General features: G+C 70.9%; 23 protein-coding genes, 1 tRNA gene and 1 pseudogene. 12 read left to right on the forward strand and 13 right to left on the reverse strand.

All coding sequences use genetic code 11. The annotated features are described in order from the left end of the window. The first annotated feature begins 72 nt into the window (after positions 1-72). Entirely contained in the window at positions 73-831 is a 759-nt protein-coding gene (locus LWJ43_RS18550; RefSeq protein WP_277333352.1) for a FadR/GntR family transcriptional regulator, read from the forward strand. Between the two features lie 3 nt (positions 832-834). Here LWJ43_RS18550 and LWJ43_RS18555 read toward each other — a convergent pair whose 3' ends face one another. Beyond that, positions 835-1,605: an HAD family hydrolase gene (locus LWJ43_RS18555; RefSeq protein ID WP_277335926.1), complete on the reverse strand. Its 771-nt coding sequence runs from the start codon at positions 1,603-1,605 to the stop codon at positions 835-837. 120 nt (positions 1,606-1,725) lie between these two features. Between LWJ43_RS18555 and LWJ43_RS18560 the strand changes: the two genes are divergently transcribed. Next, entirely contained in the window at positions 1,726-4,302 is a 2,577-nt protein-coding gene (locus LWJ43_RS18560; protein ID WP_277333353.1) for a bifunctional FO biosynthesis protein CofGH, read from the forward strand. 20 nt (positions 4,303-4,322) lie between these two features. Here LWJ43_RS18560 and LWJ43_RS18565 read toward each other — a convergent pair whose 3' ends face one another. Further along, positions 4,323-4,697, reverse strand: a complete 375-nt coding sequence (locus LWJ43_RS18565; RefSeq protein ID WP_277333354.1) for a MerR family transcriptional regulator — start codon at positions 4,695-4,697, stop codon at positions 4,323-4,325. A gap of 58 nt (positions 4,698-4,755) precedes the next feature. On the opposite strand from LWJ43_RS18565, the gene LWJ43_RS18570 reads away from it, so the two are divergent. Beyond that, positions 4,756-5,862, forward strand: coding sequence for an alkene reductase (locus LWJ43_RS18570; protein ID WP_277333355.1), 1,107 nt, complete (start codon positions 4,756-4,758; stop codon positions 5,860-5,862). Here the strand turns inward: LWJ43_RS18570 and LWJ43_RS18575 are convergent. Then, a complete protein-coding gene (locus LWJ43_RS18575; RefSeq protein ID WP_277333356.1) occupies positions 5,835-6,053 on the reverse strand; it encodes a DUF397 domain-containing protein in 219 nt (72 codons plus the stop codon). The genes LWJ43_RS18570 and LWJ43_RS18575 overlap by 28 nt on opposite strands. Beyond that, positions 6,050-6,310 carry a Scr1 family TA system antitoxin-like transcriptional regulator gene (locus LWJ43_RS18580; RefSeq protein ID WP_277333357.1) on the reverse strand — a complete coding sequence of 87 codons (261 nt, stop codon included), beginning with the start codon at positions 6,308-6,310 and terminating at the stop codon, positions 6,050-6,052. The genes LWJ43_RS18575 and LWJ43_RS18580 overlap by 4 nt, the downstream gene beginning before the upstream one ends. A 21-nt stretch (positions 6,311-6,331) precedes the next feature. On the opposite strand from LWJ43_RS18580, the gene LWJ43_RS18585 reads away from it, so the two are divergent. The 3 genes from LWJ43_RS18585 (at position 6,332) to LWJ43_RS18595 (ending at position 8,549) form a co-directional block, all read left to right on the forward strand. After that, positions 6,332-6,613, forward strand: a complete 282-nt coding sequence (locus tag LWJ43_RS18585) for a hypothetical protein (RefSeq protein WP_277333358.1) — start codon at positions 6,332-6,334, stop codon at positions 6,611-6,613. A gap of 92 nt (positions 6,614-6,705) precedes the next feature. Continuing rightward, complete coding sequence (locus LWJ43_RS18590) at positions 6,706-7,179, forward strand: carboxymuconolactone decarboxylase family protein (RefSeq protein WP_277335927.1); 474 nt, start codon at positions 6,706-6,708, stop codon at positions 7,177-7,179. A 254-nt stretch (positions 7,180-7,433) separates the two neighbouring features. Next, the gene (locus LWJ43_RS18595) at positions 7,434-8,549 is read left to right on the forward strand and encodes an ADP-ribosylglycohydrolase family protein (RefSeq protein WP_277333359.1); all 1,116 of its coding nucleotides are present in this window, start codon (positions 7,434-7,436) and stop codon (positions 8,547-8,549) included. Between the two features lie 82 nt (positions 8,550-8,631). Here LWJ43_RS18595 and LWJ43_RS18600 read toward each other — a convergent pair whose 3' ends face one another. The 4 genes from LWJ43_RS18600 to LWJ43_RS18615 all read right to left on the reverse strand — a co-directional run bounded on the left by LWJ43_RS18600 (position 8,632) and on the right by LWJ43_RS18615 (position 13,075). Then, complete coding sequence (locus tag LWJ43_RS18600) at positions 8,632-10,215, reverse strand: sodium:solute symporter family protein (protein WP_277333360.1); 1,584 nt, start codon at positions 10,213-10,215, stop codon at positions 8,632-8,634. A gap of 548 nt (positions 10,216-10,763) precedes the next feature. Further along, positions 10,764-10,970: a DUF397 domain-containing protein gene (locus LWJ43_RS18605; RefSeq protein WP_014155679.1), complete on the reverse strand. Its 207-nt coding sequence runs from the start codon at positions 10,968-10,970 to the stop codon at positions 10,764-10,766. A gap of 290 nt (positions 10,971-11,260) precedes the next feature. Then, a complete protein-coding gene (locus tag LWJ43_RS18610) occupies positions 11,261-12,118 on the reverse strand; it encodes a helix-turn-helix domain-containing protein (RefSeq protein ID WP_277333361.1) in 858 nt (285 codons plus the stop codon). Between the two features lie 237 nt (positions 12,119-12,355). Then, positions 12,356-13,075, reverse strand: coding sequence for a GOLPH3/VPS74 family protein (locus LWJ43_RS18615; RefSeq protein ID WP_277333362.1), 720 nt, complete (start codon positions 13,073-13,075; stop codon positions 12,356-12,358). A 195-nt stretch (positions 13,076-13,270) separates the two neighbouring features. Between LWJ43_RS18615 and LWJ43_RS18620 the strand changes: the two genes are divergently transcribed. The 3 genes and pseudogenes from LWJ43_RS18620 to LWJ43_RS18630 all read left to right on the forward strand — a co-directional run. Next, positions 13,271-15,916 (forward strand): D-alanyl-D-alanine carboxypeptidase, encoded by a 2,646-nt coding sequence (locus LWJ43_RS18620; protein ID WP_277333363.1) that lies wholly within the window; start codon positions 13,271-13,273, stop codon positions 15,914-15,916. A 216-nt stretch (positions 15,917-16,132) separates the two neighbouring features. Next, positions 16,133-17,965, forward strand: a complete 1,833-nt coding sequence (locus LWJ43_RS18625; RefSeq protein WP_277333364.1) for a DUF2339 domain-containing protein — start codon at positions 16,133-16,135, stop codon at positions 17,963-17,965. A 57-nt stretch (positions 17,966-18,022) separates the two neighbouring features. After that, positions 18,023-18,211 (forward strand): annotated as a pseudogene (locus LWJ43_RS18630) (adhesin); the annotation flags it as partial. A 24-nt stretch (positions 18,212-18,235) separates the two neighbouring features. On the opposite strand, the gene LWJ43_RS18635 reads toward LWJ43_RS18630, so the two are convergent. Continuing rightward, on the reverse strand, positions 18,236-18,985 hold the full coding sequence (locus tag LWJ43_RS18635; RefSeq protein WP_277335928.1) for an ATP-grasp domain-containing protein: 750 nt from the start codon (positions 18,983-18,985) through the stop codon (positions 18,236-18,238). Between the two features lie 85 nt (positions 18,986-19,070). Here LWJ43_RS18635 and LWJ43_RS18640 point away from each other — a divergent pair, with 85 nt between their 5' ends. After that, positions 19,071-20,030 (forward strand): aminoglycoside phosphotransferase family protein, encoded by a 960-nt coding sequence (locus LWJ43_RS18640; protein WP_277333365.1) that lies wholly within the window; start codon positions 19,071-19,073, stop codon positions 20,028-20,030. Between the two features lie 19 nt (positions 20,031-20,049). On the opposite strand, the gene LWJ43_RS18645 is transcribed toward LWJ43_RS18640, so the two are convergent. Together LWJ43_RS18645 and LWJ43_RS18650 are read right to left on the reverse strand one after the other, a co-directional pair. Further along, a complete protein-coding gene (locus LWJ43_RS18645) occupies positions 20,050-21,180 on the reverse strand; it encodes a winged helix DNA-binding domain-containing protein (RefSeq protein ID WP_277333366.1) in 1,131 nt (376 codons plus the stop codon). 266 nt (positions 21,181-21,446) lie between these two features. Continuing rightward, complete coding sequence (locus LWJ43_RS18650) at positions 21,447-21,869, reverse strand: VOC family protein (protein ID WP_277333367.1); 423 nt, start codon at positions 21,867-21,869, stop codon at positions 21,447-21,449. Between the two features lie 186 nt (positions 21,870-22,055). Between LWJ43_RS18650 and LWJ43_RS18655 the strand changes: the two genes are divergently transcribed. Both LWJ43_RS18655 and LWJ43_RS18660 read left to right on the forward strand, forming a co-directional pair. Then, positions 22,056-23,168 carry a helix-turn-helix transcriptional regulator gene (locus tag LWJ43_RS18655; protein WP_277333368.1) on the forward strand — a complete coding sequence of 371 codons (1,113 nt, stop codon included), beginning with the start codon at positions 22,056-22,058 and terminating at the stop codon, positions 23,166-23,168. Positions 23,169-23,436: 268 nt separating this feature from the next. Then, positions 23,437-23,871, forward strand: a complete 435-nt coding sequence (locus LWJ43_RS18660) for a hypothetical protein (protein ID WP_277333369.1) — start codon at positions 23,437-23,439, stop codon at positions 23,869-23,871. A 214-nt stretch (positions 23,872-24,085) separates the two neighbouring features. On the opposite strand, the gene LWJ43_RS18665 is transcribed toward LWJ43_RS18660, so the two are convergent. Both LWJ43_RS18665 and LWJ43_RS18670 read right to left on the reverse strand, forming a co-directional pair. Further along, positions 24,086-24,652: a Uma2 family endonuclease gene (locus LWJ43_RS18665; protein WP_277333370.1), complete on the reverse strand. Its 567-nt coding sequence runs from the start codon at positions 24,650-24,652 to the stop codon at positions 24,086-24,088. Between the two features lie 555 nt (positions 24,653-25,207). Beyond that, positions 25,208-25,280: transfer RNA gene (locus tag LWJ43_RS18670), tRNA-Arg, on the reverse strand. Positions 25,281-25,501 lie beyond the last annotated feature (221 nt).

A 25,501-nucleotide genomic window follows, 5' to 3' on the forward strand; every position in this document is an offset into this window, starting at 1 on the left:
TCCTGGACCGATGAGCGCGTTATCGTCCGCCCGCTCCGGGGTTCCACCGCCCCGTCTGATGTACTGGTCAGCGTGTCCACGCAGCCCGAAGCGCCCGATTTCACGTCACTTCTGCGCCCCGTCGTACGGGAGTCCTCGGTCAGTGAGGTGGCCAAGCGGCTCCTTGATCACCTGTCCGAGGGAAACCTGAAGCCGGGTACGCGCCTGCCCGCCGAGCGCCAGCTCGCCGACGCCCTCGGCGTCGCGCGCTCCAGCGTCCGCGGGGCGCTGTCCGCGCTGGACGTCCTCGGCATCATCGAGATCAGGCCGGGCTCGGGCTCGTACGTCCGCGAGGGGACCTCGGAGTTCCTCCCGCGGGCCATCAACTGGGGCCTGATGCTCGGTCAGCGCCGCACGCAGGACCTGGTCGAGGTCCGCACCTTCATGGAGGGCATGTCGGCGCGGCTGGCCGCGGACCGTGCGTCCGAGGCGGACGTCGAGAGGCTCGAGAAGCATCTGGAGCGGATGCGGGAGGCGGGGACGGACGTCAAGGCGTTCATCGACGCCGACATCGCCTTCCACCTGGAGACCGCGAACATCGCCCGCAACACGGTGCTCAGCGACATCCTGCACTCCATCCGGGCTCTGCTCCAGGTGTGGATGGAGCGGGCGGGGGACATCGAGGGAACCGTCAGCGGGACGCTGCACGAGCACGGGGCCGTGCTCGACGCGATCCGGGCGGGCGACCCGGAGGGTGCGGACGCCGCGATGGCCGAGCACATGAGGCTCGCGAGCGACCGGCTGAGGCTCTCCCTGCGTGCGGGCGACGAACAGGCGGACAAGGGCGTGTAGCGCTCAGGACCGCGACTGCCCGGGAGGCGCGGGCTCCTCAGCCGCCGCCTCCGGGGCGGAATCCTCCGGGGGAGGTGTGGACCCCGCGGCCGGTGCCGGCCGTGCGGACGGGGTGGCGAACACCTTCCGCCGCCCGGCTCCGCCCAGCAGCGCCGGCAGCTCGGTCAGTGCGCTGATCCGCCAGTCCGCCGTCTCCACGACGTCGGGGTGGTCCGCCCACCAATGCCCGAACGGGCCGCGGCGGATGTGCGCCGTCCGCAGCCCCGAGGACTTCGCGGGGAAGAGATCGTCCGCGGGGTGATCACCCACGTACAGGGTGGCCTCCGGCTCGGCGCCCGACACCTCCAGCACGCGGGCGAAGAACTCCACGTCCGGTTTGGCCGCGCCCCACTCCTCCGTGGTGACGACCAGGTCGGCCGGCAGGTCGAGGCCCCGCAGCAGTTCCCCGGCCCGGGCCGACCCGTCGCCCGCGACGACGATCCGCAGTCCGAGCGCGCGCAGTTCGGCCAGGGCGGGCCGGACGTCGGGATAGAGGTCCGTCTCGTCCAGGTACTCACCGCGTCCGGCCGCCGCGCGGGCGTGGCGGGCCTCGCCGACGTCCATGCCGGGGCGCAGGACCAGCAACGCGTCGGTGCGGTCGCGGCCCTGGGCGACGGCGGCGCCGACCAGCGCGCTGACCGTGTGCGGCGGTACCCCGAGCCAGTCGGCCCACGAGGCCCAGTGGCGGTCGTCGCGGACGAGGGTTTCGCCGGTGTCGAAGACGATCGTTTTCATCACCCCTCCGAGCCTAGGGGGCAAGCAGGGCATAACGGTCAAGGCGCCAGTGTCGGAGGGGTGCTTACGCACGACATGGGCCCTGGTCCGAAAGGGATGGCACGCTCGTATGCTCGGATCATGACCGATCCTCAGCGCCCCACGACCAACGCCATGCGGCGCGCCCTCCGGCGGGCCCGCGACGGTGTCGCCCTCGACGTGGCCGAGGCCGCGGTACTGCTCCAGGCGCGGGGGGAGGACCTGACCGACCTCGCCGCGTCCGCCGCCCGGGTCCGGGACGCCGGCCTCGACGCGGTGGGCCGCCCCGGGGTGATCACCTACTCCCGCAAGGTCTTCATCCCGCTCACCCGGCTCTGCCGTGACACCTGCCACTACTGCACCTTCGTCACGGTGCCGGGGAAGCTCCGCAGGGCGGGGCACGGGATGTTCCTGTCGCCGGACGAGGTCCTCGACATCGCCCGCAGGGGCGCCGAAATGGGCTGCAAGGAGGCCCTGTTCACGCTCGGCGACCGGCCGGAGGACCGCTGGCCCGATGCGCGGGAATGGCTGGAGGCCGAGGGGTACGACGACACCCTGGCGTATGTGCGGGCCATGGCCGTCCGGGTGCTGGAGGAGACGGGGCTGCTCCCGCACCTGAACCCCGGTGTGATGACGTGGACCGATCTGCAGAGGCTGAAGCCGGTCGCCCCCTCCATGGGCATGATGCTGGAGACGACGGCGACCCGGCTGTGGTCGGAGAAGGGCGGCCCCCACCACGGGTCCCCGGACAAGGAGCCGGCCGTCCGGCTGCGGGTGCTGGAGGACGCGGGCCGGTCCAACGTGCCGTTCACCACCGGCATCCTGATCGGGATCGGCGAGTCCTACGAGGAGCGTGCCGATTCCCTCTTCGAGCTGCGCAGGACGGCGCGCGCCTACCACGGCATCCAGGAAGTCATCGTCCAGAACTTCCGTGCCAAGCCGGACACCGCGATGCGCGGGATGCCGGACGCCGAGCTGGAGGAACTGGCCGCCGCCGTCGCCGTCGCCCGCCACATCCTCGGCCCCTCGGCCCGCATCCAGGCCCCGCCGAACCTCGTCGACGCCGAGTACGCCCTGCTGATCGGCGCCGGCATCGACGACTGGGGCGGCGTCTCGCCCCTCACCCCGGACCATGTGAACCCCGAGCGCCCCTGGCCGCACATCGACGAACTGGCCGCACGCACGGCCGAGTCGGGCTTCCAGCTCCGGGAACGCCTCACCATCTACCCGGAGTTCATCCAGCGCGGTGAACCCTGGCTCGACCCGCGGCTCCTCCCGCACGTGCGGGCCCTCGCCGACCCGGAGACGGGCCTCGCCAAGGAGGGCGTGATCCCGGCCGGGCTGCCCTGGCAGGAGCCCGACCAGGGCTTCAACGCCTCCGGCCGCACCGATCTGCACCGCACCATCGACACCGAGGGCCGCACCGGCGACCGGCGCGACGACTTCGACGAGGTCTACGGCGACTGGGAGGCCCTGCGGGAGGCCGCCGCCCCGGGCATGGTCCCCTCCCGGATCGACACCGACGTACGCCAGGCCCTCGGCCAGGCCGCCGACGACCCCACGAAGCTCACCGACGACCAGGCACTCGCCCTGCTCCACGCGGACGGGCCCGCACTGGACGAGCTGTGCCGGATCGCGGACACCCTGCGCCGCGACGTGGTCGGTGACGACGTCACCTACATCGTCACCAGGAACATCAACTTCACCAACGTCTGCTACACCGGCTGCCGTTTCTGCGCCTTCGCCCAGCGGCGTACGGACGCCGACGCCTACACCCTCTCCCTGGACCAGGTCGCCGACCGTGCGGCGCAGGCCTGGGACGTCGGCGCGGTCGAGGTCTGCATGCAGGGCGGCATCCACCCGGACCTGCCCGGCACCGCGTACTTCGACATCGCCCGCGCGGTGAAGGAGCGGGTGCCCGGCATGCACGTCCACGCCTTCTCGCCGATGGAGGTCGTCAACGGCGCGACCCGCACCGGCATGTCCATCCGCGACTGGCTGACCGCGGCCAAGGAGGCGGGGCTCGACTCGATCCCCGGCACGGCGGCGGAGATCCTCGACGACGAGGTCCGCTGGATCCTCACCAAGGGCAAGCTGCCGACGGCCGACTGGCTGGACGTCATCCGGACGGCGCACGAGACGGGCCTGCGCTCCTCGTCCACGATGATGTACGGCCATGTCGACCAGCCGCGCCACTGGCTCGGCCACTTCAGGACGCTGGCCCGCCTCCAGCAGGAGACCGGCGGCTTCACGGAGTTCGTCACCCTCCCCTTCATCCACACCAACGCCCCGGTCTACCTGGCGGGCATCGCCCGTCCCGGACCCACCGACCGGGACAACCGGGCCGTCACCGCGATGGCGCGTCTCCTGCTCCACCCGCACATCACCAACATCCAGACCAGCTGGGTGAAGCTCGGTGCGGAGGGCGCCGCCGAGATGCTGCGCTCGGGCGCGAACGACCTCGGCGGGACCTTGATGGAGGAGACCATCTCCCGCATGGCGGGCTCCAGCTACGGCTCGTACCGCTCGATCCAGGACCTCGTCGCCATCGCCGACCTGGCCGGCCGCCCGGCGAAGCCGCGCACGACGCTGTACGGCGAGGTCCCCCAGGAGCGCGTCACGGCCGCGACGGCCTCGGACGGCCACCTGCCGGAACTGCTGCCGGTGCTGGAGGGGTGAGTTCGTCTCCCGCCCTCGGCTCAGTCCCCCTCCGGGCTCCCGCCCGCCGCCGTGGCGATCACGTCGTCCAGCACCTCCCGGGAGCGGCGCAGTTCGTCGATCTTGCGGTCGATACGGTCCCGCTCCAGGGTCAGGTCGCCCACCAGGCGCGGGGTGGCGATCGCGGAGGGGCCGCCGTCCGTGTCGCGTACACAGGGCAGCAGCTCGGCGATCTTGGAGCTGCACAGCCCGGCGGCGTAGAACTCCTGGATGCGGATGACGCGGTCGACGGCGCCCTCCGGGTAATCACGGTGGCCGCCGGGCGTACGGTCTGCCCTCAGGATTCCCTGGGTCTCGTAGTAGCGCAGGGAGCGTTCACTGACGCCCGTACGCCGGGCCAGCTCGCCGATCCGCATGAATGCCTCGCTTCCGGGACTTGAACCTGACACCGGTGTCAATTCTTACCGTTCCGGCATGACGAACGCATCCGCTTCCCCGCACAAGCTCTTCGAGCCCGTCGCCCTCGGCCCCCTCACCCTTCCCCACCGCCTCGTGATGGCTCCGCTGACCCGGAACCGGGCCACCCCCGAGGGGGTACCGACCCCGCTCATGGCCACCTACTACGCCCAGCGCGCCACGGCGGGGCTGATCATCGCCGAGGCGTCCACGCCGAACGCCGTGGGCCAGACGTACCCGAACATCACGGCGATCCACAGCCCGGCCCACATCGCCGGATGGCGGCGGGTCACCGACGCGGTCCGTGCGGAGGGCGGGCGGATGTTCCTCCAGATCCAGCACGGCGGGCGCGCCGGCCACCCCGACACCAGCGGACTGACGCCCGTCGCTCCCTCGCCGATCGCACTGCCGGAGACGATCCACACCTCGGCCGGGCGCGTGCCCTCGGTCGTGCCCCGCGAGATGACCGGGGAGGACATCGCGTCCACTGTCGCCGACTTCGCAGCCGCCGCCCGCAACGCGGTCGAGGCGGGCTTCGAGGGCGTCGAGGTGCACAGCGCCAATGGTCATCTGCTCCACCAGTTCCTGGGCCAGGGGACCAACCGGCGGACCGACGCCTACGGCGGGCCCGTGGCCCACCGCATCCGCTTCGTCGTGGAGGTGACCGAAGCGGTGGCGGCGGCGATCGGGCCCGAGCGGGTGGGCCTGCGCGTCTCGCCGTGGAGCACGGTCAACGGCATGGAGGAGGGCGACACCGAGGAGATCTACCCCGCGCTCCTCGGGGCCCTGGCGGGAAGCGGCCTGGCCTATCTGCACGTGGGATACGCCGACCCGGAGGACCCTGTCTTCCAGCGGATCCGGAAGGACTGGCCGGGCACGCTGATGGCCAACCCCGTACTGCCGAAGGACCGCATCCCCGACGACGGCGGCATCGCCCACGGCGAGCGGCTGCTGGCCGCCGGAGCGGACGTGATCGCGCTCGGCCGCCCCTTCCTGGCCAACCCCGACCTGATCCGCCGGATGCGCGCGGGCGCCCCGGTGAACCAGGTCCGGGACGCGTACATGATGTACGTGGGCGGGGAGACGGGCTACACGGACTATCCGACGCTCGACGCCGTGGGGTGAGCCACGTGGGCGACGAAGGCGGTCCATGCGGGCGCGGCGATGACGAGGCAGGGAGCGTCAGGGGTCTTGCTGTCGCGGACGGGCACGAGCCCCGGGAAGCCGTCGGCGACCTCGAGGCAGTTGGTGCCACCGCCATCGCTGTAGCTGGACTTGCGCCACGTCGTGGCGGAGAGGTCGAGCGCAGGAATCATGATGAGTGCTCCTTCGAGACGCCCTGGACGAATGCCAGCGAGTCTGACGGAGAAAGCGCCAGATCTCGAATGCGATCGTAGGACAGCCGATAGTCCGTGATCTTGCCAGCGTCGTCGATCAACTCGCCGAACCCGTTGCCCTCGACGTAGGCGACGGGACTGGTCCTGTGCCCCGGCAACCGGGCGCCTCTTCCGAGACTACGGGCGGAGGGTGACCATCGGGATACGAAAGGTGAGTACCACCCGATGGAAGACACCGAACCCCCGCGAGGCGCCCCGTGACCGATTCCTCTCTCCGCCTGCTCCCTTGGAACTCCCCTGAGGGGAAGCCCTGCTACCTGAGTACGGACGACGCCGACAGCAGGATGTCGCGCCTGGCCGACGAGGTGGAAGCCGAGTTGGTCGCGTCCGGTGCCGTCGTGCCGGCCGGGGCGGAGGCGGTGCCGGCGGATGCCGCGGCGGGGGAGTCGGCGGTGCGCTTCGCCCTGACGCGGACGGCCGAGTCGCTCAGGGACGCGCTGCGGGTCGCGCGGTGCCGGGAACGGAGCGCGCCCGCCTGAGACGTGGATCACACGCGTTCATGTCACGTCCGGTCGGGACCGTTCCGTCATGAGGGTGTAACCAGCCCGGCAGCAACGCATAGGAGCTCATGATGGAAGCGCGTCTGAACGTCTTCGGAAACCCGTTCGCGGCCACGTTCCTGAAGCACATCAATTCGGCGGGTATGGCGGTCAGCAAGTCGGCTGTTCCGGCGGCCACGCAGGAACTCGTGAAGATCCGCGCCAGTCAGATCAACGGCTGCGGATTCTGCCTCGACATGCACACCAAGGAAGCCGCCAAGGCCGGTGAGACCACGCTGCGCCTGAACATGATCGCGGCGTGGCGGGAGGCCACGGTGTTCACCGACGCCGAGCGCGCCGCCCTGGAGCTGACGGAGCAGGGCACGCGCACGGCGGACGCGGCGGGCGGGGTCACGGACGAGGCATGGGCCGACGCCGCCGAGCACTACGACGAGGACCAGCTCCTCGCCCTGGTGGCCCTGATCGCAGTGATCAACGCGTACAACCGGCTGAACGTCATGACCCGGCAGCCGGCCGGTGACTACCAGCCCGGTCAGTTCGGCTGACGGGCCGTCCGCCGACGGGGCCGCTGCCGCGGTTCCGGCGGACACGGCGGCGAGTCCGTGTCCGGGACGGGCCGGAGCCAGGGAATTCGGTCCGGGATACATGCGGGGAAATGGTCCCGGAAAACGTGAGGAATGCCGTTCAAAAGTGCTCCGCCGGGCTAGTCCGTACATAGCGTTCCGGCTATGAACCCACCGTTCCTGTTCGATTACAGTGCTTGCGCAGTCGCACTGTAGGCCGAAGGAAAAGGGGCACGGTGAGCACAGGAGCCACAGCCGTCTGGGGCCGTGCCCAGCAACAGGATTTCCGGGGCCGAGTCCGCGGGGCCATGCTCGGCGGGGCCATCGGGGACGCGCTCGGAGCGGGAGTCTCGGGGCTCACCCTGGAGGCGATACGGGCCGCCCACGGTGCGGACGGCGTGGCCGACTTCGTTCCCGTGCACGGCAGACGCGGCGCCGTCACCGCCGTCACCCAGCTCACGCTCTTCACCGTCGACGGACTGATCCGGGCCCAGGTCCGCCGCGACACCGGCGCCTGGCACCCGCCCACCGACGTCCACCGCGCCCATCTGCGCTGGGCGGCCACCCAGAGCGCCTGGGGGCCCGACGAACGCCGCAAGGACAACGGCTGGCTGGCCAGGGAGGAGTGGCTGTACACCCGCCGCGCCCCCACCAGGGAGTGCCTGGCCGGCTTCGGCGACACGACGATGGGCACGCTCGCCGTGCCCAAGAACCCGGCGGCACGGGACTCGGCCGCGCTCACCCGCTCCGCACCCTTCGGGCTGCTCGTCGGCTGGGAGCCCCAGCTCGTCCTCCAACTGGCGGTCGAGTGCGCCGCCCACACCCACGGCCACGCCACCGCCCAGCTCGCGGCCGGAGCGCTCGCCGTGATGGTGCACGGACTGGCTCGCGGGGAGACCCTGGACGGCTCGGTCCAGCGCACTCTGGCGCTGCTCGCCGAACGGCCGGGCGGCGAGCAGGTCACCGACGCGTTGAGGCAGGCGCTCGGCTCCGTGCGTCAGGGGATCCCCGGGCCCGCCCTCATCGAGGCGCTCGGCGACACCGACTCCGCCGAGGAGGTGCTCGCCGTGGCGCTGTACTGCGCGCTGGTCGGCGAGGACATGCGGCACGGTCTGCGACTCGCCGTGAACCACTCCGGGCCGTCCGCGGCCACGGGGGCCGTCTGCGGGGCCATTCTCGGGGCGCTGCACGGCGAGACGGCGCTTCCGCCGGCCTGGCTGGCGGAACTGGAGGGGCGCTCGACCCTCCTCGAGCTCTCCGACGACTTCGCGATGGAGATGACCCAGGGGCCCGCCCTGCACAGTCCGAGCGCGGCTGCGCCGGGCTGGTTGGCCCGCTATCCCCGGGACTGAGCGGAAGCGGGTGGGAGGGCGGGGATGGGCGGACGCCGCCGCGTCCGCCCACCGCCCGTGTGGCCCCCACGTGCGCGGCGGGTCAGTCCTTCACGCCCTCCACGACCCCCGTGCTCCCGGGGCCGGCCTTCTGCGCCGGGACGCCGGCTGCCGCGGCCCCACCCGCAGGGCCGCCGTCGTCCGAGTTGATCTGCGCGATCAGCGCGTCGCGCTCCGGGGTGTCCTCGGGCTTGATGAACCCGATCGCGATGTAGAGCACGAGGGAGATCGCCAGAGGCAGTGCCACCTGGTACTGCAGGGCGACGTCCGTCTTCACCGAACCGTCGAAGTTGTAGTTGGTGAGGTAGAAGGCGAGCAGCCCGGCCGCCCAGCTGGTGAGCGCCGCGGTGGGCCCGGACCGGCGGAACCTGCGCAACAGGCCCAGCATGAACGGGATGGCTATCGGGCCCATGAGCCCGGCCACCCACTTGATGACGACCGAGATGATGTCCTTGAACGTCGGCGAGTTGATCTGGGTCGCCAGGGCCATCGAGAGCCCGAGGAAGGCGAGGGTGGACAGCCGCGCGGCCAGCAGACCGCTGCGGTCGCTCCAGGTGCGGGCCGACTTCGAGAGGACCGGTGCGATGTCCCGGGTGAAGACCGCCGAGATGGCGTTGGCGTCGGAGGAGCACATGGCCATCGTGTGCGAGAAGAAGCCGACGACGACCAGGCCCAGCAGGCCGTGCGGCAGCAGCTGCTCGGTCATCAGGGCGTAACTGTCCGACGCGTCGGGCTTCTTGGCCTCGACGAGCAGCGGCGCGACCCACATCGGGAAGAAGAGCACCGTCGGCCAGACCAGCCACAGCACGGCGGAGAGCCGGGCCGAACGGGTGGCGGAGCGGGCGGAGTCCGTGGCCATGTAGCGCTGGGCCTGGTTCCACATGCCGCCGTTGTACTCGAAGGTCTTGATGAAGAGGTACGCGAGGAGGAACGTCACCGTGTACGGGCCGGCCGTCGGGCTCGTGTGGCCCTCGGGCAGCTTGTCCCAGACCGTCCACAGCGAACTGAAGCCGCCGAGCTTGCTCATGGCGATGAACAGCATGGCGAGACCTGCGAAGAGCTGGATGATGAACTGTCCGAGCTCCGTGAGCGCGTCGGCCCACAGCCCGCCGACCGTGCAGTACACGGCGGTGATGGCGCCCGTGATGAAGATGCCCTGGGTCAGGGTGATGCCGGTGAAGACGGAGAGCAGGGTGGCGATGGCCGCCCACTTGGCGCCGACGTCCACGATCTTCAGCAGCAGCCCGGACCAGGCCAGGGCCTGCTGGGTCGGGATGTTGTAGCGGTTCTTCAGGTATTCGAGCGGCGAGGCGACGTGCAGCCGCGAACGCAGCCGGTTGAGCCGGGGAGCGAAGAGCTTCGCACCGATACCGATACCGATCGCGATCGGCAGCGACCAGGTCACGAAGGACGTGACGCCGTACTGGTACGCGATTCCCGCGTAGCCGGTGAACATCACCGCGCTGTAACCGGACATGTGGTGCGAGATGCCCGACAGCCACCACGGCATCTTGCCGCCGGCCGTGAAGAAGTCGCTGACGTTGTCCACGCGCTTGTGCGACCAGAGTCCGATCGCGACCATCACACCGAAGTAGCCGATGAGCACGGCCCAGTCGAGACTGTTCATGTGCCCCCTCCAGGGGTCCGCCTTGTGAACGGGTACGCACTTCGTCAGTACGGCCGTTCAGCGGGATCCCCGTGCGGGAACGGGGACTTGGGGGATTGAACCGCCTGTCCGGGTCAACGGTCAAGGTTTTCACGGTCAGGGATGTGAACGCGGATCAGCAAGCCGAACGATTTTACGTGTTCTTGACCTTGCGGGGCGTTGTCGTGAACGTGACCACGGCCACACGATGAGCGAGCACTTCGTCAGGCTGTGCAGAGTTCGACCCAAGGCACGAACGCCCGAGAACGCAGAACGGCCGCACGGGATGCGGGTCCCGTGCGGCCGGAGAAAGGGGAAAGCTGCACGACGTGATTGACGCACCGAGGGCGCCGAGCGCGCCGGCGGTGTCGATCGCTGAGGTCGTGATCTGTGCGTACGTCGGGTGGGTGGCGCTGGGTCCGGTGGCGGGCCGAGCCCCCTCGGCCAGGACGGCGGGCCGGTCGAGAGGGCTACTGGCGGTCGTGCGCGGCGACCGGGCGCAGCGCGGCGCCCGAGTGCGGACGTATGCGTCAGGCGTTGATCGAGCCCGAGGCGACGTCGCGCACGAAGGTGTTCCACGCTCCGGACACGAAGGAGAGCGAGGGGCCTTCGGGCGCCTTCGAGTCGCGCACGGCGATGGCCTGCGTCACGGGAGACTTCACCTCGACGCACGCCCCGTTGCCGCCGGAGTACGACGACTTCGTCCAGTTTTCCGTAGCACCCTGAAGAATGGCCATGTTCACTCCGGTTCAGAGAGTTGATGTGAGTGGCACCAACTTCGTTCCTGTTGGCGTGATCGACGCTACTCGCCAACATCGCTTGGTGGTGGAGCCGTTCACTCGACCGGATGGCATATTCCGTGCGGGTCTTCCCTCGCAAGGTGGGGGCGGTGTATCTTCCCGCTCCGCCCTCGCTTGCTTCGCGGCATTCCCCGCAGATCAGCCCTTGTCGGACTGTTCCGTTCCGCTGGGTGCCCGGAGGGAGTCGACCGGGCACCCATGAGCTGCCGGCGGGTGCCGACGGGCTGTCAGCGGGTGTAGTTCTTGGCGATGTCGCCGATGAACGCGCGGGTCTGGTCGACGTTCAGCGCCTGGGCCCGCAGGTGCTCGTACATGACGCTGTAGCGCTGCACGTCGTTCGCCTTCTCCAGGTAGAGGTCGCTGGTGACCCCCTCGATGTACACGACGCTGGAGTCCGCGGCGTCCGGGAACTCCAGAACCGCGTACTGGCCGTTGATGCCGGGGTGGGCGCCCATGTCGAAGGGCAGCACCTGCACGGTCACGTGCGGCAGCTGGGACTGCTCGATGAGGTGCTCGAGCTGTTGGAGCATGACCTGCTTGCCACCCACGAGCCGGCGCAGGGCGGACTCGTCGATCACGGCCCACAGGCGCAGGGGGTGCTCGGGGGAGTTGACGCGGTCCTGGCGGCGGGCGCGGACGTTCACCCGCTTCTCGATGTCGGACGGCGGGGCCTCGGGCAGTGCGCCGCTGATCAGTGCCTCCGCGTAGCCCCTGGTCTGCAGCAGCCCCGGGACGATCTGGGGTTCGTACACCCGGAGGGACTCGGCATCGGTCTCCAGCCCGATGTACACGCTGTACGGGATGTCGCCGAAGGCGTGCCACCAGCCCTGCTGGCGGGAGTCCTTGGCCATCTGCATCAAGGAGTCGACGACGCGGTGGTCCTCGACCTCGTACACGCCGCAGAGGTCGCGTACGTCGCGCTGGCTGATGGACCGGCGGCCGTTCTCCAGGCGGCTGATCTTCGACTGGGAGACCAGCAGCCTCTCCGCCACCTCCTCGGCCGTCATCCCCTTGATCTCGCGGAGACGGCGCAATTCCTGACCCAACCGGCGTCGCCTGACGGTGGGATTGACGTTGGTCGGCACGGGAACGGCACCTCCGGCTATGCAGCTCTTGTAGCTGTGTGTGTCTGCTGCTCAGCAGATTGCCACCCGGGCGCCCGGGCGCGCTGGGAAATCGTCACACGCACCGGCGGCACGCAAGAGCGCGGGGCAGCCGGTGGATCCGGCTGCCCCGCGCCTGGTGCGGCTCCCGGACCGGGTCATGGGGACGTCGGTACGGCGGTATTCGGTGCCCGCGCAAGTGTCCGCGCGGTCGTGCTGTCAGTGGACGGAGGTGTGCGCCATGCTGCCGCGGCGCGCTTGCGCTTGCGGCTGCAACGGCACGCCTGCCGCCTGCTGATTGCGGCGCGGCTGGACGGCCACACCGTTCTGGACGTCCATCACGGCATGCGCCACGAGTCCGCCCATCGGGTCGTGTCTGATCAGGTCCCGGAGCCGGGAGCGCGACGAGCGCCCCTCGTTCCCGGGGTACAGGTGCTTGCCGAGTCCGACCGCGTGGGCCAGTGCGGCGAGCGCCGCGGTCCGCGGGTCCGGTGGTACGCCGGTGCGGATCGCGCTGTCCAGCCGGGCTCTGATGTCCCGGCTGATTGCCGTCTGCGTCGCCTGGTAGCGAGTCGTCGGCAGCACTCCGCACATCTGGCCCGCCACGGCATGAACCATGCCGCACCGCTCCAGATGAGCGAGGTAGATCTGGCGAAGCCCCAGCCGGGGTCCGCCGATCCAGTGGACCGCCCGAACCGGACTGCCACGACGGCGCAGCAGTTCCAGTGCGGAGTCCAGAGTCGGATCTCCTGTCGGCCGTGGCATCACCACGGCGATACGATCCCCGTCAGGGGCTATCCGTCCTGCCAGAGCCAGCTCCACTAGCTGTGCCCCGGCCAGGCCGAGGTCGAGCGACTGCGGCTGCGCTGTGGTACCCGTGGTCGGGTCCAGAGCGAGCAGCAGAAGCTCCTCCGGAATTGTTCTGCGGCTCCTGCCCATCCATGCCTCCCCGCGTGGATGAGTGACAGGGTGACCCCTCTCACATTGGTCTGTCGAGGGTGCCTGGGTGCTTTGTAAGGGAACCGTTAGGTATGTCGTTCTCGTCTAGCGGCTCGGCCAGGGGTTCACACAGGACACTGGTAGATGGTTCGGACACAGTGCGGGCGTGACCCCGCGGCTCTTCAGGAGGTATCGGTGGCGGGCGAGTCCCCCGGCAAGTCGGATCAGCGGAAGTCGTCGGGGACGGCTGAGGAACGCGATCCGCGTCTCGCCGTGTTCCGCGAACCGGCCGCTGAGGCGGACGGGAACACGGCGGTCGGGAAGACGGCGGACGGGGCCGCGCAGGCCGGGAAGGACAGCGAGACGGCTGTCTTCCGTCTGCCGCCGTCCGCGAGGGCCGACGCGCCCGAGGGTGCGTCCGCGTCCTCGGAGGCCGCAGAGGGCCCGGCAAGGGCCTCCACGCCCTCGGAGACGGCCGAGGCGGCCGCCGAGGAGGACGGCGCGGCCGGGGAGGCCCCGAAGGCGCCTGGTGCGGACGCGGCGGGGCCGGAGCCGGAGGCCGATCCCGGCGCCGAGGCCGAAGCCGAAGCCGGGTCTGAGGCGGAGGCGGAGGCGGAACCTGAGGCGGAGGCCGACGAGCGGCCCGAGGCCGGTGCATCGGGCTCCGGGCCTGCCGACGGCGCCGAGCGCGAGGAGGTCTCCGAGGGGGCTTCAGGGACCGCTTCCGAGACCGCTCCCGGCGCCGGGCCCGAGTCGGGAACGGACGCCGGATCGAAGCCGACGGACGCGCGGCTGCGTGCCGCCGTCGCCGCGTGGGTGGCCGGGCCCGACGAGGAAGGCGCAGCTCAGGACGGCGATTCCGGGAACGCGGACAAGGCGACCGGGGCCGGCGCCGAACCGTCCACGCGTACCAAGCCGTCCGCCGACGCCGAGGCATCCGCGGACACCAAGCCGTCCGGCGGCACGAAGGCATCCACGGACACCGGCACCACCACGACCGCCACCGAAGCCGAGGCGGACACCAAGGCCGAAGCCGAAGTCGAAGCCGAAGCCGAAGCCGACGCGGCCGCCCCCGCGTCCGACGCCGCTCCCCGGGTCCCGAGGACCCGCGGGGAGTCCTCACCGGGCCAGGAACCGGCCAAGAAGCCGGCCAAGAAGCCGGCCGAGGAACCGGCCAAGGGGCCAGGGAAGGAACCGGCCAAGGAGTCGGAGGCCGCGTCCGACGGGCGAGGAATCGATCATCCGACCGCCGTCTTCAAGGCGCCGCGGGCCGAACAGCTCGACCAGCCGACGACCGCGCTGAAGCTGCCTCCGAAGGAGAAGGAGGCCGAGCGGAAGCCCTCCTGGGCTGCCAAGGTCGCCGGTACCTCCGAGGCTCCCGAGGCCCCCGCGGAGCGGACCAGCAAGTTCGTGCCGCTGCGCTCGGACGACGTGCGTCCCGCGGCCGTCGTCGGCCCCACGGTCACGCCTGACGTCGCGGCGGCCCCCGGCACGCCCGGCGCTCCCGGTGCAGGTCTCCCCGAGGCCGAGCGGACCCGGCAGCAGCCCATGCCGCCCAGGCCGCCGCTCGACCTGCTCGCGGAGCTCACGAACACCCCGCCGCCCCCGGAGACCCCGGTCCGCACCGCGGTCCGGCGGGTCAAGATCTGGACGCCGCTGGTCCTGCTCCTCCTGGTCGTCTTTGCGATCGCGCAGGCCGTGCGCCCGCTTCCGGACCCCGCGCTGACGCTGTCCGCCGATCCCACGTACACCTTCGGCGGCGAGAAGCTGGACATGCCGTGGCCGGAGGAGGGCCAGGGCGCCGTCGAGGTCGAGGGCGTCGGCACCATCGGCACGTACGGCAAGGAGAAGTCCGCGCCGGTCGCGAGCGTCGCGAAGATCATGACGGCGTACGTGATCCTCCAGGGCCACCCCATCACCGGCAAGGAGGACGGGGATCAGATCGAGGTCGACGCGAAGGCCGGCGAGGAGGCCGACCGGCCGGACGAGTCGACCGCGCCGATCAAGGAGGGGCAGAAGTACACGGAGCGTCAGATGCTCCAGCTCCTGATGATCCCCTCCGGCAACAACGTGGCCCGGCTGCTCGCACGGTGGGACGCCACCACGGAGAAGGCGTTCGTCGAGAAGATGAACGCGGCGGCGAAGGACCTCGGGATGACGAACTCGGTCTACACGGACCCGAGCGGTCTCGAGTCGACCACCCGGTCCACCCCGGCCGACCAGCTCAAGCTGGCCAAGGCGGTCATGCAGAACGACGTCTTCCGGAAGATCGTCAACATGCCGCAGGCCAAGATCCCGGGCATCGACAAGACGATCTACAACAACAACAACATCCTGCTGGAACCGGGCGTGAGCGGTATCAAGACCGGCTCGTCGACCCCCGCGGGCGGCAACCTCGTCTGGACCGCGGAGACGATCATCGACGGCAAGTCCCGGCGGATCATCGGCGCGGTCATGGGCGCCGATGTCGACGGGACCCTGGACGCCAAGCTGCAGCGCGCCCTGCAGAGCAGCCTGGCTCTGATCCAGACCGCCCAGGACGGCGTCGACTCCGCCACCGTCGTCAAGAAGGGCCAGGTCGTCGGCTACGTGGACAACGGCTTCGGCCGCCGCACCCCCGTGGTCGCGACCAAGGACCTGAAGGCCGTCGGCTGGGGCGGGCTCGAGGTCGACCTGAAGCTGACGGACGGCGGGAAGATCCCCGCCCACGTGGCGAAGGCGGGCACGGTCGTCGGTGAGGTGACGGTGGGTACCGGCACCGGAAAGGTCTCCGCCCCCGTGGCCCTCCAGAGCGAGATGACGGAACCCGGCTTCGGGGACAAGCTCACCCGCATCAGCTGAGCGATCTGCCCCTGTCCCCCTCGCGCGGGGGCAGGGGCAGGCCGTCGCGGGGGGACGGGGCTGTCCGCCGATGGGGCAGCGCGGAGAAAATGCCGCGTGCTAGCGTCCCGAAAGCAACGGGCGGGCGCCGGGACGCGTCCCTCCCGGTACGACGGATGAGGCCCCTGCAGTACAAGGACGGTTCGGCAGGCCCGGGCGAGGACGGGGAGAGTCGCAGTGACCACCGCTGAGCCGACACGGGCGAACACCGGCCCGCCGCCTTCCGCCGGCAGCACGTCCGTGCGTATCCCGGCCCAGCCGGCCGGAGGGGACGGCGGCGGCCCCGACGTCTCGATCCGCAGCCGTCTCCGGCGTCACCCGGTGCTGCTGACGACCGCGGTCGCCGCCGCGGTGCACCTTCTCTGGTTCTTCTTCTTCGCGAACAGCGGCGGCGACATCGCCGCCCAGGACGCCTGGGCCGAGTTCGTCGGCCGCCACCCGGGCACCGCGTACAACCTCGCCTGGTACGGGGGCATGCACCCGGTCTCGTACAGCGTGGTGTCGCCGTATCTGATGTCGGTGCTCGGCGTCCGTACGACGATGATGGTCGCCGGCACGGTGTCGTCGGCGCTCACCGCCCTGATCCTGGTGCGGGTGCCCGCCGTCCGTAACCCCCTCGCGTGTGCGCTCGCCGGGGTCTTCGCGTACCTGTGCAACGCCCTGTCCGGCCGGGTGACGTTCGGTCTCGGCATGATGTTCGCGCTCGGTGCGGTCGCCGCGGTCTTCTGCTGGCCCCACCGCTGGCGCTACAAGCGGTGGGCGAAGGCCGTCGTCGCCGCGCCCCTGGCCGGGCTCGCGACGGCGGGGAGCCCGGTCGCCGGGCTCTTCCTCGGTGTGGTCGCCGCGGCCCTCTTCCTGCACAAGCGGCGCCCCGGGGCGTACGCGCTGGGCCTGGCGCCCGTCGCGGTGGTGGTCCTCTCCGCGTGGCTGTTCCCGTTCTCGGGCACCCAGCCGATGTCGCTCGGAACCCTGTCGCTGCCCTTCCTGTACTCGGTGTTCGTCTTCTTCCTGGTGCCCAGGGACTGGCACACCGTGCGGACGGCCGCCGCGGTCTACGGCGCCGGGACGCTGCTGACGTACGTGGTCGACTCGCAGATCGGCTCGAACGTGTCGCGGATGGCGATGCTGTTCGCCGGGGTGGTCCTGCTGGCCGCGCTCCCGTACACGGCGCCGCGCACCCGGCGCTGGTACGCGCTGGTCGTCGTCTTCGCCGGGCTGAACATCTGGATCGGCTTCAAGGGCGTCGACGACATCGTCCGCACCGCCCCCGCCGCGTCCTGGACCCGTGAACTGGCCCCGCTGGTCAACCAGCTGCAGAAGGTCGGGGCTGAGCGCGGCAGGGTCGAGGTGGTCCCCGCCAGCAGCCACCGCGAGGCCTCCGCGCTCGCGCCGTACGTCAATCTGGCCCGCGGCTGGAACCGGCAGGCCGACATGAAGCGCAACCCGCTGTTCTACGACGACACCCTCGACGCCGTGAACTACCGCGAGTGGCTGGACCGCTGGGCCGTCCACTACGTGGTGCTGCCGACCGGGAAGCCCGACTCCGGGGGCGAGCAGGAGGCGGCGCTCGTCGAGGAGGGGCTGCCGTACCTGAAGGCGGTCTGGAGCGACGCCAACTGGAAGCTGTTCCGTGTCGAAGACCCGGTGCCGCTCGCTGACCCGCCCGCGACCGTGGAGAGGGCCGGCGACGGCGAACTGACGATCCACGTGCAGACGGCGGGCCGCGTCCTGATCCGGATCCCGTACTCCCGGTGGCTCGCCGTCGTGGACGACGAGGGCAGGAGCGTGGAGCGCCCGCAGGAGACGGAGGAGTCCAAGAAGCGGTCGGCCGACGACAGCGAGGCTCCGAAGAACTTCACCAACGCCCACGGCTGCCTGATCAAGGTGGAGGAGGACGGCGACGGCGACGAGTGGACCGAGCTCCTCGCACCGCGCGCGGGGGTCTACCGCCTGGCGGCGCCGTACCAGCTGCAACCCGGCACGCCGTGCCCTGAGGAACTGCGCCAATAGTGCGGGAAGCCTCCCTCCGGGGGTACGGCACTGGCATGGTGTGCTGCCATGAGGCGGGACTCGGCGTGCACCGCCTTCGCCGTGCGCCAGACCGACCACCGGGGCACCGCGGTCGACGTACGGAGCTACCCGGTCAAGGGGGACACCTTCGCCGTGCAGCTGGTCGACCGGGGCAGGGACCGGGGTGATGCGGAACTGGTGGGCGCGCACCACGCCGCGACACAGCTGAAGGCCGCCTGCCGCTGACCGGCCCGCCGTGCCGCGCCACGGTCACCGGACGAACGCGGTGTCCCGTTCCGTCAGGCGTGCGGCCGGCCCGGCGGCCCTGAGCACGACGTCCAGCGCTCGGTCCGGGTCGGAGTCGTAACAGCCGCTCGCCCAGGCGGCATTTGCCTCCACCACCGCCCACTGCCCCGCGTCCGTGGTCCCGACGTCGACGACGATCGCGGACGGAAGGGTGTGCCCGGCCGCGGCGAGCAGCTCCGAGCCGAAGGCACATGCCGAGGCGGTCAGCGGAGCCATGTCCAGCCGTCCCGACATGGCGTACCGGCTGCCGGTGTGTACCTGCCCGTCGAGCAGAAACAGCCGGTACTCCGCGTCGAAGACGGTGACGTCGCTCACCAGTACCACCGTCTCCGGATCGACCGCGTCCGGGCCGGGCAGCCGGGAGCCGTCGGCGTACACCAGTGCCGGGATGCTCTTGTCGTTCGGGGACTTGGCGAAGACCGGGCGGCGCAGCGCGTATGCCTCGCGGAGGGGCACGGCCCGGATCTCGCGCCGTACGAAGGTGACGGGCAGCCGGGCCAGCCAGTCGGCGGGAGCCTCCAGCGGCGCGATGCCCAGCGCGGGCGCCACGGCGTCGGCGAAGGAGGGGCCGGCGTGCAGATGCGCGTCCCCGTCGCGCAGTTCGCCGGGCACCACACCGTCCGGCAGCTGCACGGTGCGCAGACCGCGCCGCCGGGCGGTGTCGCGAAGGGTCCGCGCGGAGGCGGTGAGACGGGGCGGGAGCACGAGGCACATGGACATGGATCCTGCCGCAGCGGAGCACCTGCGGCCCACCGGATTTCGCTCGACAACCGGTGCCGGTTCGGCTTGCATGGGCCGGATGCACGCCGAAGGGACGACCACCGACGCGGCGCTCGTACAGCGCCTGCTCGCCGCGCAGTTCCCCGCCTGGGCAGGCCTTCCCGTCGAACGGGTCGGCTCCCACGGGACAGTCAACGCCATCTACCGGCTGGGGGCGGACCTGGCCGTGCGGCTGCCCCGCGCCGAGGGTGGTTCGCGGGACGTGGCGACGGAGCGCCGCTGGCTTCCCCGCCTCGCACGGGAGCTTCCCGTCCCCGTCCCCGCCCCGCTGGCCGAGGGGAGCCCCGCCGAGGGCTACCCGTGGTCCTGGTCGGTCTGCCGCTGGATCGGCGGGGACAACCCGGCCGCCTGCTCGGGGAGCGCCGAGTTCGCCGAGGACATCGCGGAGTTCGTCCTCGCGCTGCGCCGCGTCGACACCACGGACGGCCCGCCCGCCTACCGCAGTGAGCCCCTGACCGCACGGGACCCCGCCACCCGGGCCGCGATCGACGCGCTCGACGGCGTCATCGACACGGCGACGGCGGCCACCGCATGGTCCGACGCCCTGCGCGCCCCAGCTCCGCAGGGCCCGCCCGTGTGGGTCCACGGAGACCTGCAGCCCGGCAACGTCCTGGTCTCGGGCGGCCGGCTCGGCGCGGTCATCGACTTCGGCTGCATGGGGCTTTCCGACCCCGCGGTCGACCTGATCGCGGGCTGGTACCTGCTGTCGGCCGAGCCGAGGCGGATCTTCCGTACGCGGGTGGGTGCGGACCCGGCGACGTGGGCACGGGCACGGGCACGGGGCTGGGCCCTTTCGGTCGCGCTCATCGAGCTCTCGTACTACCGGACGTCGAATCCGGTGATGGCGTCGACCGCAGGTCAGGTGATCGGCGAGATCCTGGCGGAGGCGGAGGCGGAGGCGGAGGCGGAGGCGGAGGCGGGGTCAGGGTCAGGGGCAGGGGCAGGCGCAGGGTCGGGGTCGGCCGGCCGCGCGGGGTGACCGCCGCCCCGGCCGTCGCTCAGCCGATGGCGGCTCGGACGGCCGAGATGTCCACCCGGTCGATTCCCTGGTCCAGGAAGGCGGCCAGGCCATGGCCCTCTTCCCTGACGGCTTCCTGCTCCCGGGCGGTGAGGGGGCGCAGGGGCCCGACGAGGAGCTTCCGGTCGTCCGTCGTCCAGGTGGCGGCGACGCGCCCGTCGACGAGCACGGCGAGCAGGCCCGCGACGGACAGCCCGAGGTGGGCGTCGTCGATGATGCGGCTGCGGTCCTGGTAGCCGAGGATCGCGTTGTCGAAGGCCGGGAGGAACCGGACGGGGGCGGGTGTGTCCGGAGACGGGCGGGGCGCGTCCGGCAGGTCGAGCAGCACCCGGCCGCGCTCGTCCCGGAAGGTGACCAGCTCGTCCCGGAGGGCCCGGACCGCGGCGGGGAGACCCGCCACACCGCTCCATGCGCGGATGTCGGCGGTGGCGGCGGGCCCGTAGGCGGCGAGGTAGCGGCGCACCAACTGCTGTCCGACCGGATCGTCGCCCACGTGGACCTCTTGGCCCTCCTCGCCCTTGGGCAGCGGGGTGAAGTCCCGTCCGAGCCAGGCGGTCAGGGGCAGGTTCCGTACACCGCTCCTCGTCTGCCACAGGCCGCGCGGGGGCAGTTGGGCCATCGGGACGAGGGCGGCGACGAGGAGTTCCCCCAAGGCGCGGCGGGGCGGGCCGGGCCAGCGGTCCCGCACGGCGTCGACGAGTTCCGCCATGGTGCGGGGCCGGTGGTCGGCCATGACCGTCCGCCCGGCCGCGGCGAGTTCGTCGAGGTCGATGCCGGCGAGCTCGCGCCGGTAGGTGGCGAGCACCCGCTGGCGCAGCATGGTGTCGTGACGGGCCCGCCAGGCGAGCGCGTCGTCGTCCGTGACCAGATGGATGGTGCGGCGCATCAGGTGGGTGCGCACGACATGCCGGTCCGTCAGCGCCCGGTCGAGCAACACGGGTCTGAAGGCGTGCACCCTCGACCACAGGCCGGTGAAGGGCTCCTGGGGTTCCTGGGCCTGCATGCCGCAGAGGTGCGCCACCACCTCCCCGACCGGCGCGGTGGTCCGGTCGAGGAGGTGCTGGCGGGCCAGGGTGGCGCGGTTGAGGGCACGTGGCCCGAGTACGGTCACGGGTCCGGGACGCCCTGGGGCGCTCGGCCCGGTGCCGGCACGCTCGAGCTGTCGCTTCGGCACGGTGACTGTCTCCCTCTCGATTCGCTTCTGCCGGACCGCGTGCCGCGTGGGGGCGGGGCGTGCCGTGTGGGGCGTGGGGCGTGGCCGGTCGCGTGGGGGTGTGGCCGGTCGCCGGGCGCGCGTACTGCCTGACGCCTGCGGCCTGCCCGTCACGCCACGCCACGCCACGCGCCCCGGCCGTTCCTGTGTTCCTAGGGGGAGGGTCAGCCGTTGTACGGGGCTGCCACGTCCAGGACCCAGGTCACGCCGAAGCGGTCGGTGAGCATGCCGTACAGCGGTGCCCACTGCGATGACGCCAGGGGCTGGACCACCGTCGAGCCCGCTGCCAGTCTCTGCCACAGGGCGCTGATCTCGTCCTTCTCGTCGCCGCGCACGGAGACGAAGAACGGCCGGCTGCCCTGGTCCCAGGGCAGCGACGAGGGCACGTCGTAGGCCATGACGTGGAAGCCGTCATCGCCCACCACCTCGCCCCACACCAGCCAGTCCGCCTCGTTCTCGTCCCGCACGCCGCCCGTGTCCTTGTACGTGACGGCGGTGACGCGCCCGCCGAAGACGGACCGGTAGTGCTCCAGCGCCGCACGTGCGTCGCCCCGGAAGTTCAGGTGGGTGGTTGTCGTGACGGACATGATCTTCTCCTTGCCGGCTGTGTTCGCCTGCTGTGTTCGCCTGCTGTGTTCGTTGAGGCGTACCGCCGCAACGGTGAGGCCACGTGGGCGGCGGCCTCGTCGACCCCCGGGGCTGTGGCTCCCCGGCGGTCTCGTTCTTCACTCTTCCACCGGTAGAGGACAGGTTGTGTCCTCCACTACGACAGAATGGTGACCATGGCCCTGCAGAAGACGTCCTCACGGCTGCTTTCGCTGCTGTCGCTGCTCCAGGCGCACCGCGACTGGTCCGGTGACGACCTCGCCGACCGGCTCGACATCACCCCGCGCACGGTGCGCCGCGACATCGACCGGCTACGTGAACTGGGCTACCCGATCCGCGCCTTCAAGGGGCCCTCCGGTGGCTACCGCCTGGACGCCGGCTCCCAACTGCCCCCGCTGCTGTTCGACGACGGACAGGCCGTCGCCCTGGCCCTGGCCCTCCAGTCCGCGGCGGGCAACGGCACGATCGGCGAGGACGCCGCACGTGCCCTGGCCACGGTCCGCCAGGTCATGCCGCCGCGCCTGCGCCGGCGCATCGACATGCTGCAGGTGACCGCCGTACGGACACCGGGCGACAGCGGCGCCTCCCCGGTGGACACGCGGGTCCTCGTGGAGTTGGGCCGCGTCATCCGCGCCCGCGAGGAGCTGCGGTTCGACTACGGCAACGACACCACGGCGGGCGACGACACCGCGGCGGGCAACGACACCACGGCCCGCGCCGATGCCACGGCCCGCCCCGACACCGCGGCCCGCGCCGACGCCACGGTTGACGTGGGTCCTGCCGTCCGCACCGGGCGACCCCGCCGGACGCAGCCGCACCACCTCGTCACCTGGCGCGGCCACTGGTACCTGCTGGCCTGGGATCTCGACCGCGAGGACTGGCGGACCTTCCGCGTCGACCGCCTGCGTCCCCGCACCCCAACCGGCCCCCGCTTCACTCCACGCGAGCTCCCGGGCGGGGACGTGGCCGAGTTCGTCACCGGCCGATTCCGTGGGACGGACGGTTCGAGCGCCGAGTGGCCCTGCCGCGGGCAGGTCGTCCTCGACCTCCCCGCAGAAGACGTCGCCCCCTACGCACAGGAAGGAATCGTCGAGGAACTCGGCCCCGAACGCTGCCGTCTCACGCTCGGCTCCTGGTCGTGGACCGGCCTCGCAGCCACGCTCGGCCACTTCGGGACGACGATCCACGTCATCGGCCCCCCGGAACTGACCGAAGCCTTCGCCGAACTGGCCGCCCGTTACGCGGCCGCCGCGGCCTCCACCTCTGCGCTCACCCAGTGATTTCGGACGTTGCCGCCCCGTTCGAACCCCGATCAGTGCCGTGGGAATGTCCTGAACAGCTTCTAGTTGAAATGGCTTCCCGTGCGCCGTCGACCGGGGACCGTATGGCAAAGTGTGCCGACAGCTCACGCCGACCGGATCTCGCGAGGGAGTCCGGCCCGCGGCTGTTCCTCGGACTACGACCTCCTGCGACGCCGTCCGACGCCGGACTGTCGCATCCCGGGCGGGAACATCCCGCCGGTCGAGACCGAACGTGCAGGAGTACCCCGTGAACGGGAAGCGTCGTCGATTGCTGCTGGCCGCCGTTGATCCCATGCTCGAACCTGGGGAGCAGGTCGAGGTGGCGAGCATCGTCAACCTGAAGTCGGTGTCCGTGCGCCGTACCGCGGCGTTCGCGGTCGCCTCGGCGATCATGAGCGGCGGCGGAATGGCCATGGTTCCGGTGCCGACCCCCATGTACCTGGCGATGACCGGCCGCCGTATCTTCATCTTCCGCGCCAATCCGACGTTCGCCCGGCCGGAGGAGCACCTGATGACGATTCCCCGCATCGGCCTGGTGCGCACAGAGGTCAAGGAGCGCGTGCTCAACTCGTCCTTCGTCGTTTCCTCGCCGGACCGCGAGCAGGGCCTGAAGATCGTGTTCCCGCTGCTCGGGCGGAAGGAACGGAACGCGATAACGGCGGCTCTGCCCCTGGCAGGATGACAGTCACCGACAGGCTTTCGCACGCGACGTGACCACGCAGAAGGGCCAGCTCGAGAGGATCAAGCCTCCGAACTGGCCCTTCTGGCTGTGCCCCCGGCAGGATTCGAACCTGCGTCAGAACCGCGCGGCGAGCCCCTTGGTCCGGCTCATGCTGTCCTGTATCGGGCTGTCCGCTCACGCATCGCTCACGCGCTGCTGGCTGGCGGCGCGTGGGTCAGATCTGGCCGAGGTCGATCTCCACCGGGAAGGGGGCCGCTACCTTGAGGACGCCGGTGAACACGTCTCCGTCCCGGTAGGTCTTCGTTGCGGGGTCAAGAACGTAGGTGTACACGAGAGGTACGCCCGTCGCGGCCTGCTCGATTCGCCAGTAGAAGCCGATGCCTGCCTTGGCGTACTGGTCGACCTTCACGATCCGGTCGGTGGTCTCCGAGCCTGGCGACACCACCTCCGCGACCAGCAGCACGTGCTCAGGTCGGGTGGGCGTGATGTCGATCGTGTCTGCGCGGTACACAACGACATCCGGGCGGCGATTGGTGAGAGGGACATCCTGAAGCCGGACGTCGAAGTCCGTGTCGGCGTTCCAGTCCGGGCCCGCAGCGGCATCCAGGGCGTTCGCCAGAATCCGGGCCAGCCGGTTGTGCCGTTTGGACGCACTCGGACTCACTGTGATCATTCCGTCCACGATCTCGATGCCGGTGCACTGTTCCTCGGACCAGGACTCGTACTCCTTCACCGTGATCTGCTCATGCATCCACGCCGGGGCCACCATCTCGGCCGTCACGAAGCACCTCCCGACACTATGCGGCGGGCCTGATCCCGCTTGATTCAGCGTACTGTCTGCCAGCTGCCCAGCGAGCTGATCCCGCTCACGCCCCTCCCCGTCGGCCGGCCTTCGATTTGCGAGTCCACGACGCTGAGGAACCAGCATGGTGGACTCACCGCCAGGGGCTCGGAACGGCGACGTGAAGCCGACCTGAAGGACATCCAGGAGATGCTTGCCACTCCTCGATCACCATCACGGGCCGACACGTACACGAGCCTGTTTCCCGAGGCCGACCCGGCGATAGCCGAGGCTGCGGCCCGGCTCGTACCGCGCACGCGTTCTCCCGGCGGGGAACACCGCTTCTGAAGCGGAGGCTCCGCCCAACAAGGAGGCTCAGCCCGACAACAGGGAGAAGCCCAGCCGGAGTCTGAGTCGAATGATGCTGATCCGTTTGGAGAAACTCGGGAGGTCAACTCTCCGTCCGCTCACGCAAACGGCCCCGGACGAGAAGTCCGAGGCCGAGTAGAGCCCTTCCCCAGGGGAGAAACCCCAGGTCAGAGCGGTAACGCGTTGTGCCCCCGGCAGGATTCGAACCTGCGACACCCGCTTTAGGAGAGCGGTGCTCTATCCCCTGAGCTACGAAGGCCGGGATACTGCCGGGCCGTGTGTCCGAGGACCGGGCAATCGCCGTGGTCTCGGACAGCTGGATCCCAGCAGTGTCGTCGTGGTGCGGCCGATGACGGCCGCCTCACCGGTGACAGTGTAGCGGGTGGCCGCTCGGGGCCCGGAGGGTTATAGGTGTCGTCGCGGGTGGGGCGGCCCGGCCTGTGCTCCGCCATCGATGAGGCTGGGCACAGGGGCGGGCGG

The sequence above is a fragment of the Streptomyces sp. JH34 genome, from assembly GCF_029428875.1.
Lineage (GTDB): Bacteria > Actinomycetota > Actinomycetes > Streptomycetales > Streptomycetaceae > Streptomyces.

Coding starts and splice junctions, on each gene's coding strand:
- LWJ43_RS18650 (WP_277333367.1), bottom strand. CDS start 21,869: ATGTCCGTCACGACAACCACCCACCTGAACTTCCGGGGCGACGCACGT.
- LWJ43_RS18605 (WP_014155679.1), bottom strand. CDS start 10,970: ATGGCCATTCTTCAGGGTGCTACGGAAAACTGGACGAAGTCGTCGTAC.
- LWJ43_RS18615 (WP_277333362.1), bottom strand. CDS start 13,075: ATGGGCAGGAGCCGCAGAACAATTCCGGAGGAGCTTCTGCTGCTCGCT.
- LWJ43_RS18600 (WP_277333360.1), bottom strand. CDS start 10,215: ATGAACAGTCTCGACTGGGCCGTGCTCATCGGCTACTTCGGTGTGATG.
- LWJ43_RS18655 (WP_277333368.1), top strand. CDS start 22,056: ATGGTGACCATGGCCCTGCAGAAGACGTCCTCACGGCTGCTTTCGCTG.
- LWJ43_RS18635 (WP_277335928.1), bottom strand. CDS start 18,985: ATGTGCCTCGTGCTCCCGCCCCGTCTCACCGCCTCCGCGCGGACCCTT.
- LWJ43_RS18555 (WP_277335926.1), bottom strand. CDS start 1,605: ATGAAAACGATCGTCTTCGACACCGGCGAAACCCTCGTCCGCGACGAC.
- LWJ43_RS18575 (WP_277333356.1), bottom strand. CDS start 6,053: ATGATTCCTGCGCTCGACCTCTCCGCCACGACGTGGCGCAAGTCCAGC.
- LWJ43_RS18560 (WP_277333353.1), top strand. CDS start 1,726: ATGACCGATCCTCAGCGCCCCACGACCAACGCCATGCGGCGCGCCCTC.
- LWJ43_RS18640 (WP_277333365.1), top strand. CDS start 19,071: ATGCACGCCGAAGGGACGACCACCGACGCGGCGCTCGTACAGCGCCTG.
- LWJ43_RS18570 (WP_277333355.1), top strand. CDS start 4,756: ATGACGAACGCATCCGCTTCCCCGCACAAGCTCTTCGAGCCCGTCGCC.
- LWJ43_RS18565 (WP_277333354.1), bottom strand. CDS start 4,697: ATGCGGATCGGCGAGCTGGCCCGGCGTACGGGCGTCAGTGAACGCTCC.
- LWJ43_RS18590 (WP_277335927.1), top strand. CDS start 6,706: ATGGAAGCGCGTCTGAACGTCTTCGGAAACCCGTTCGCGGCCACGTTC.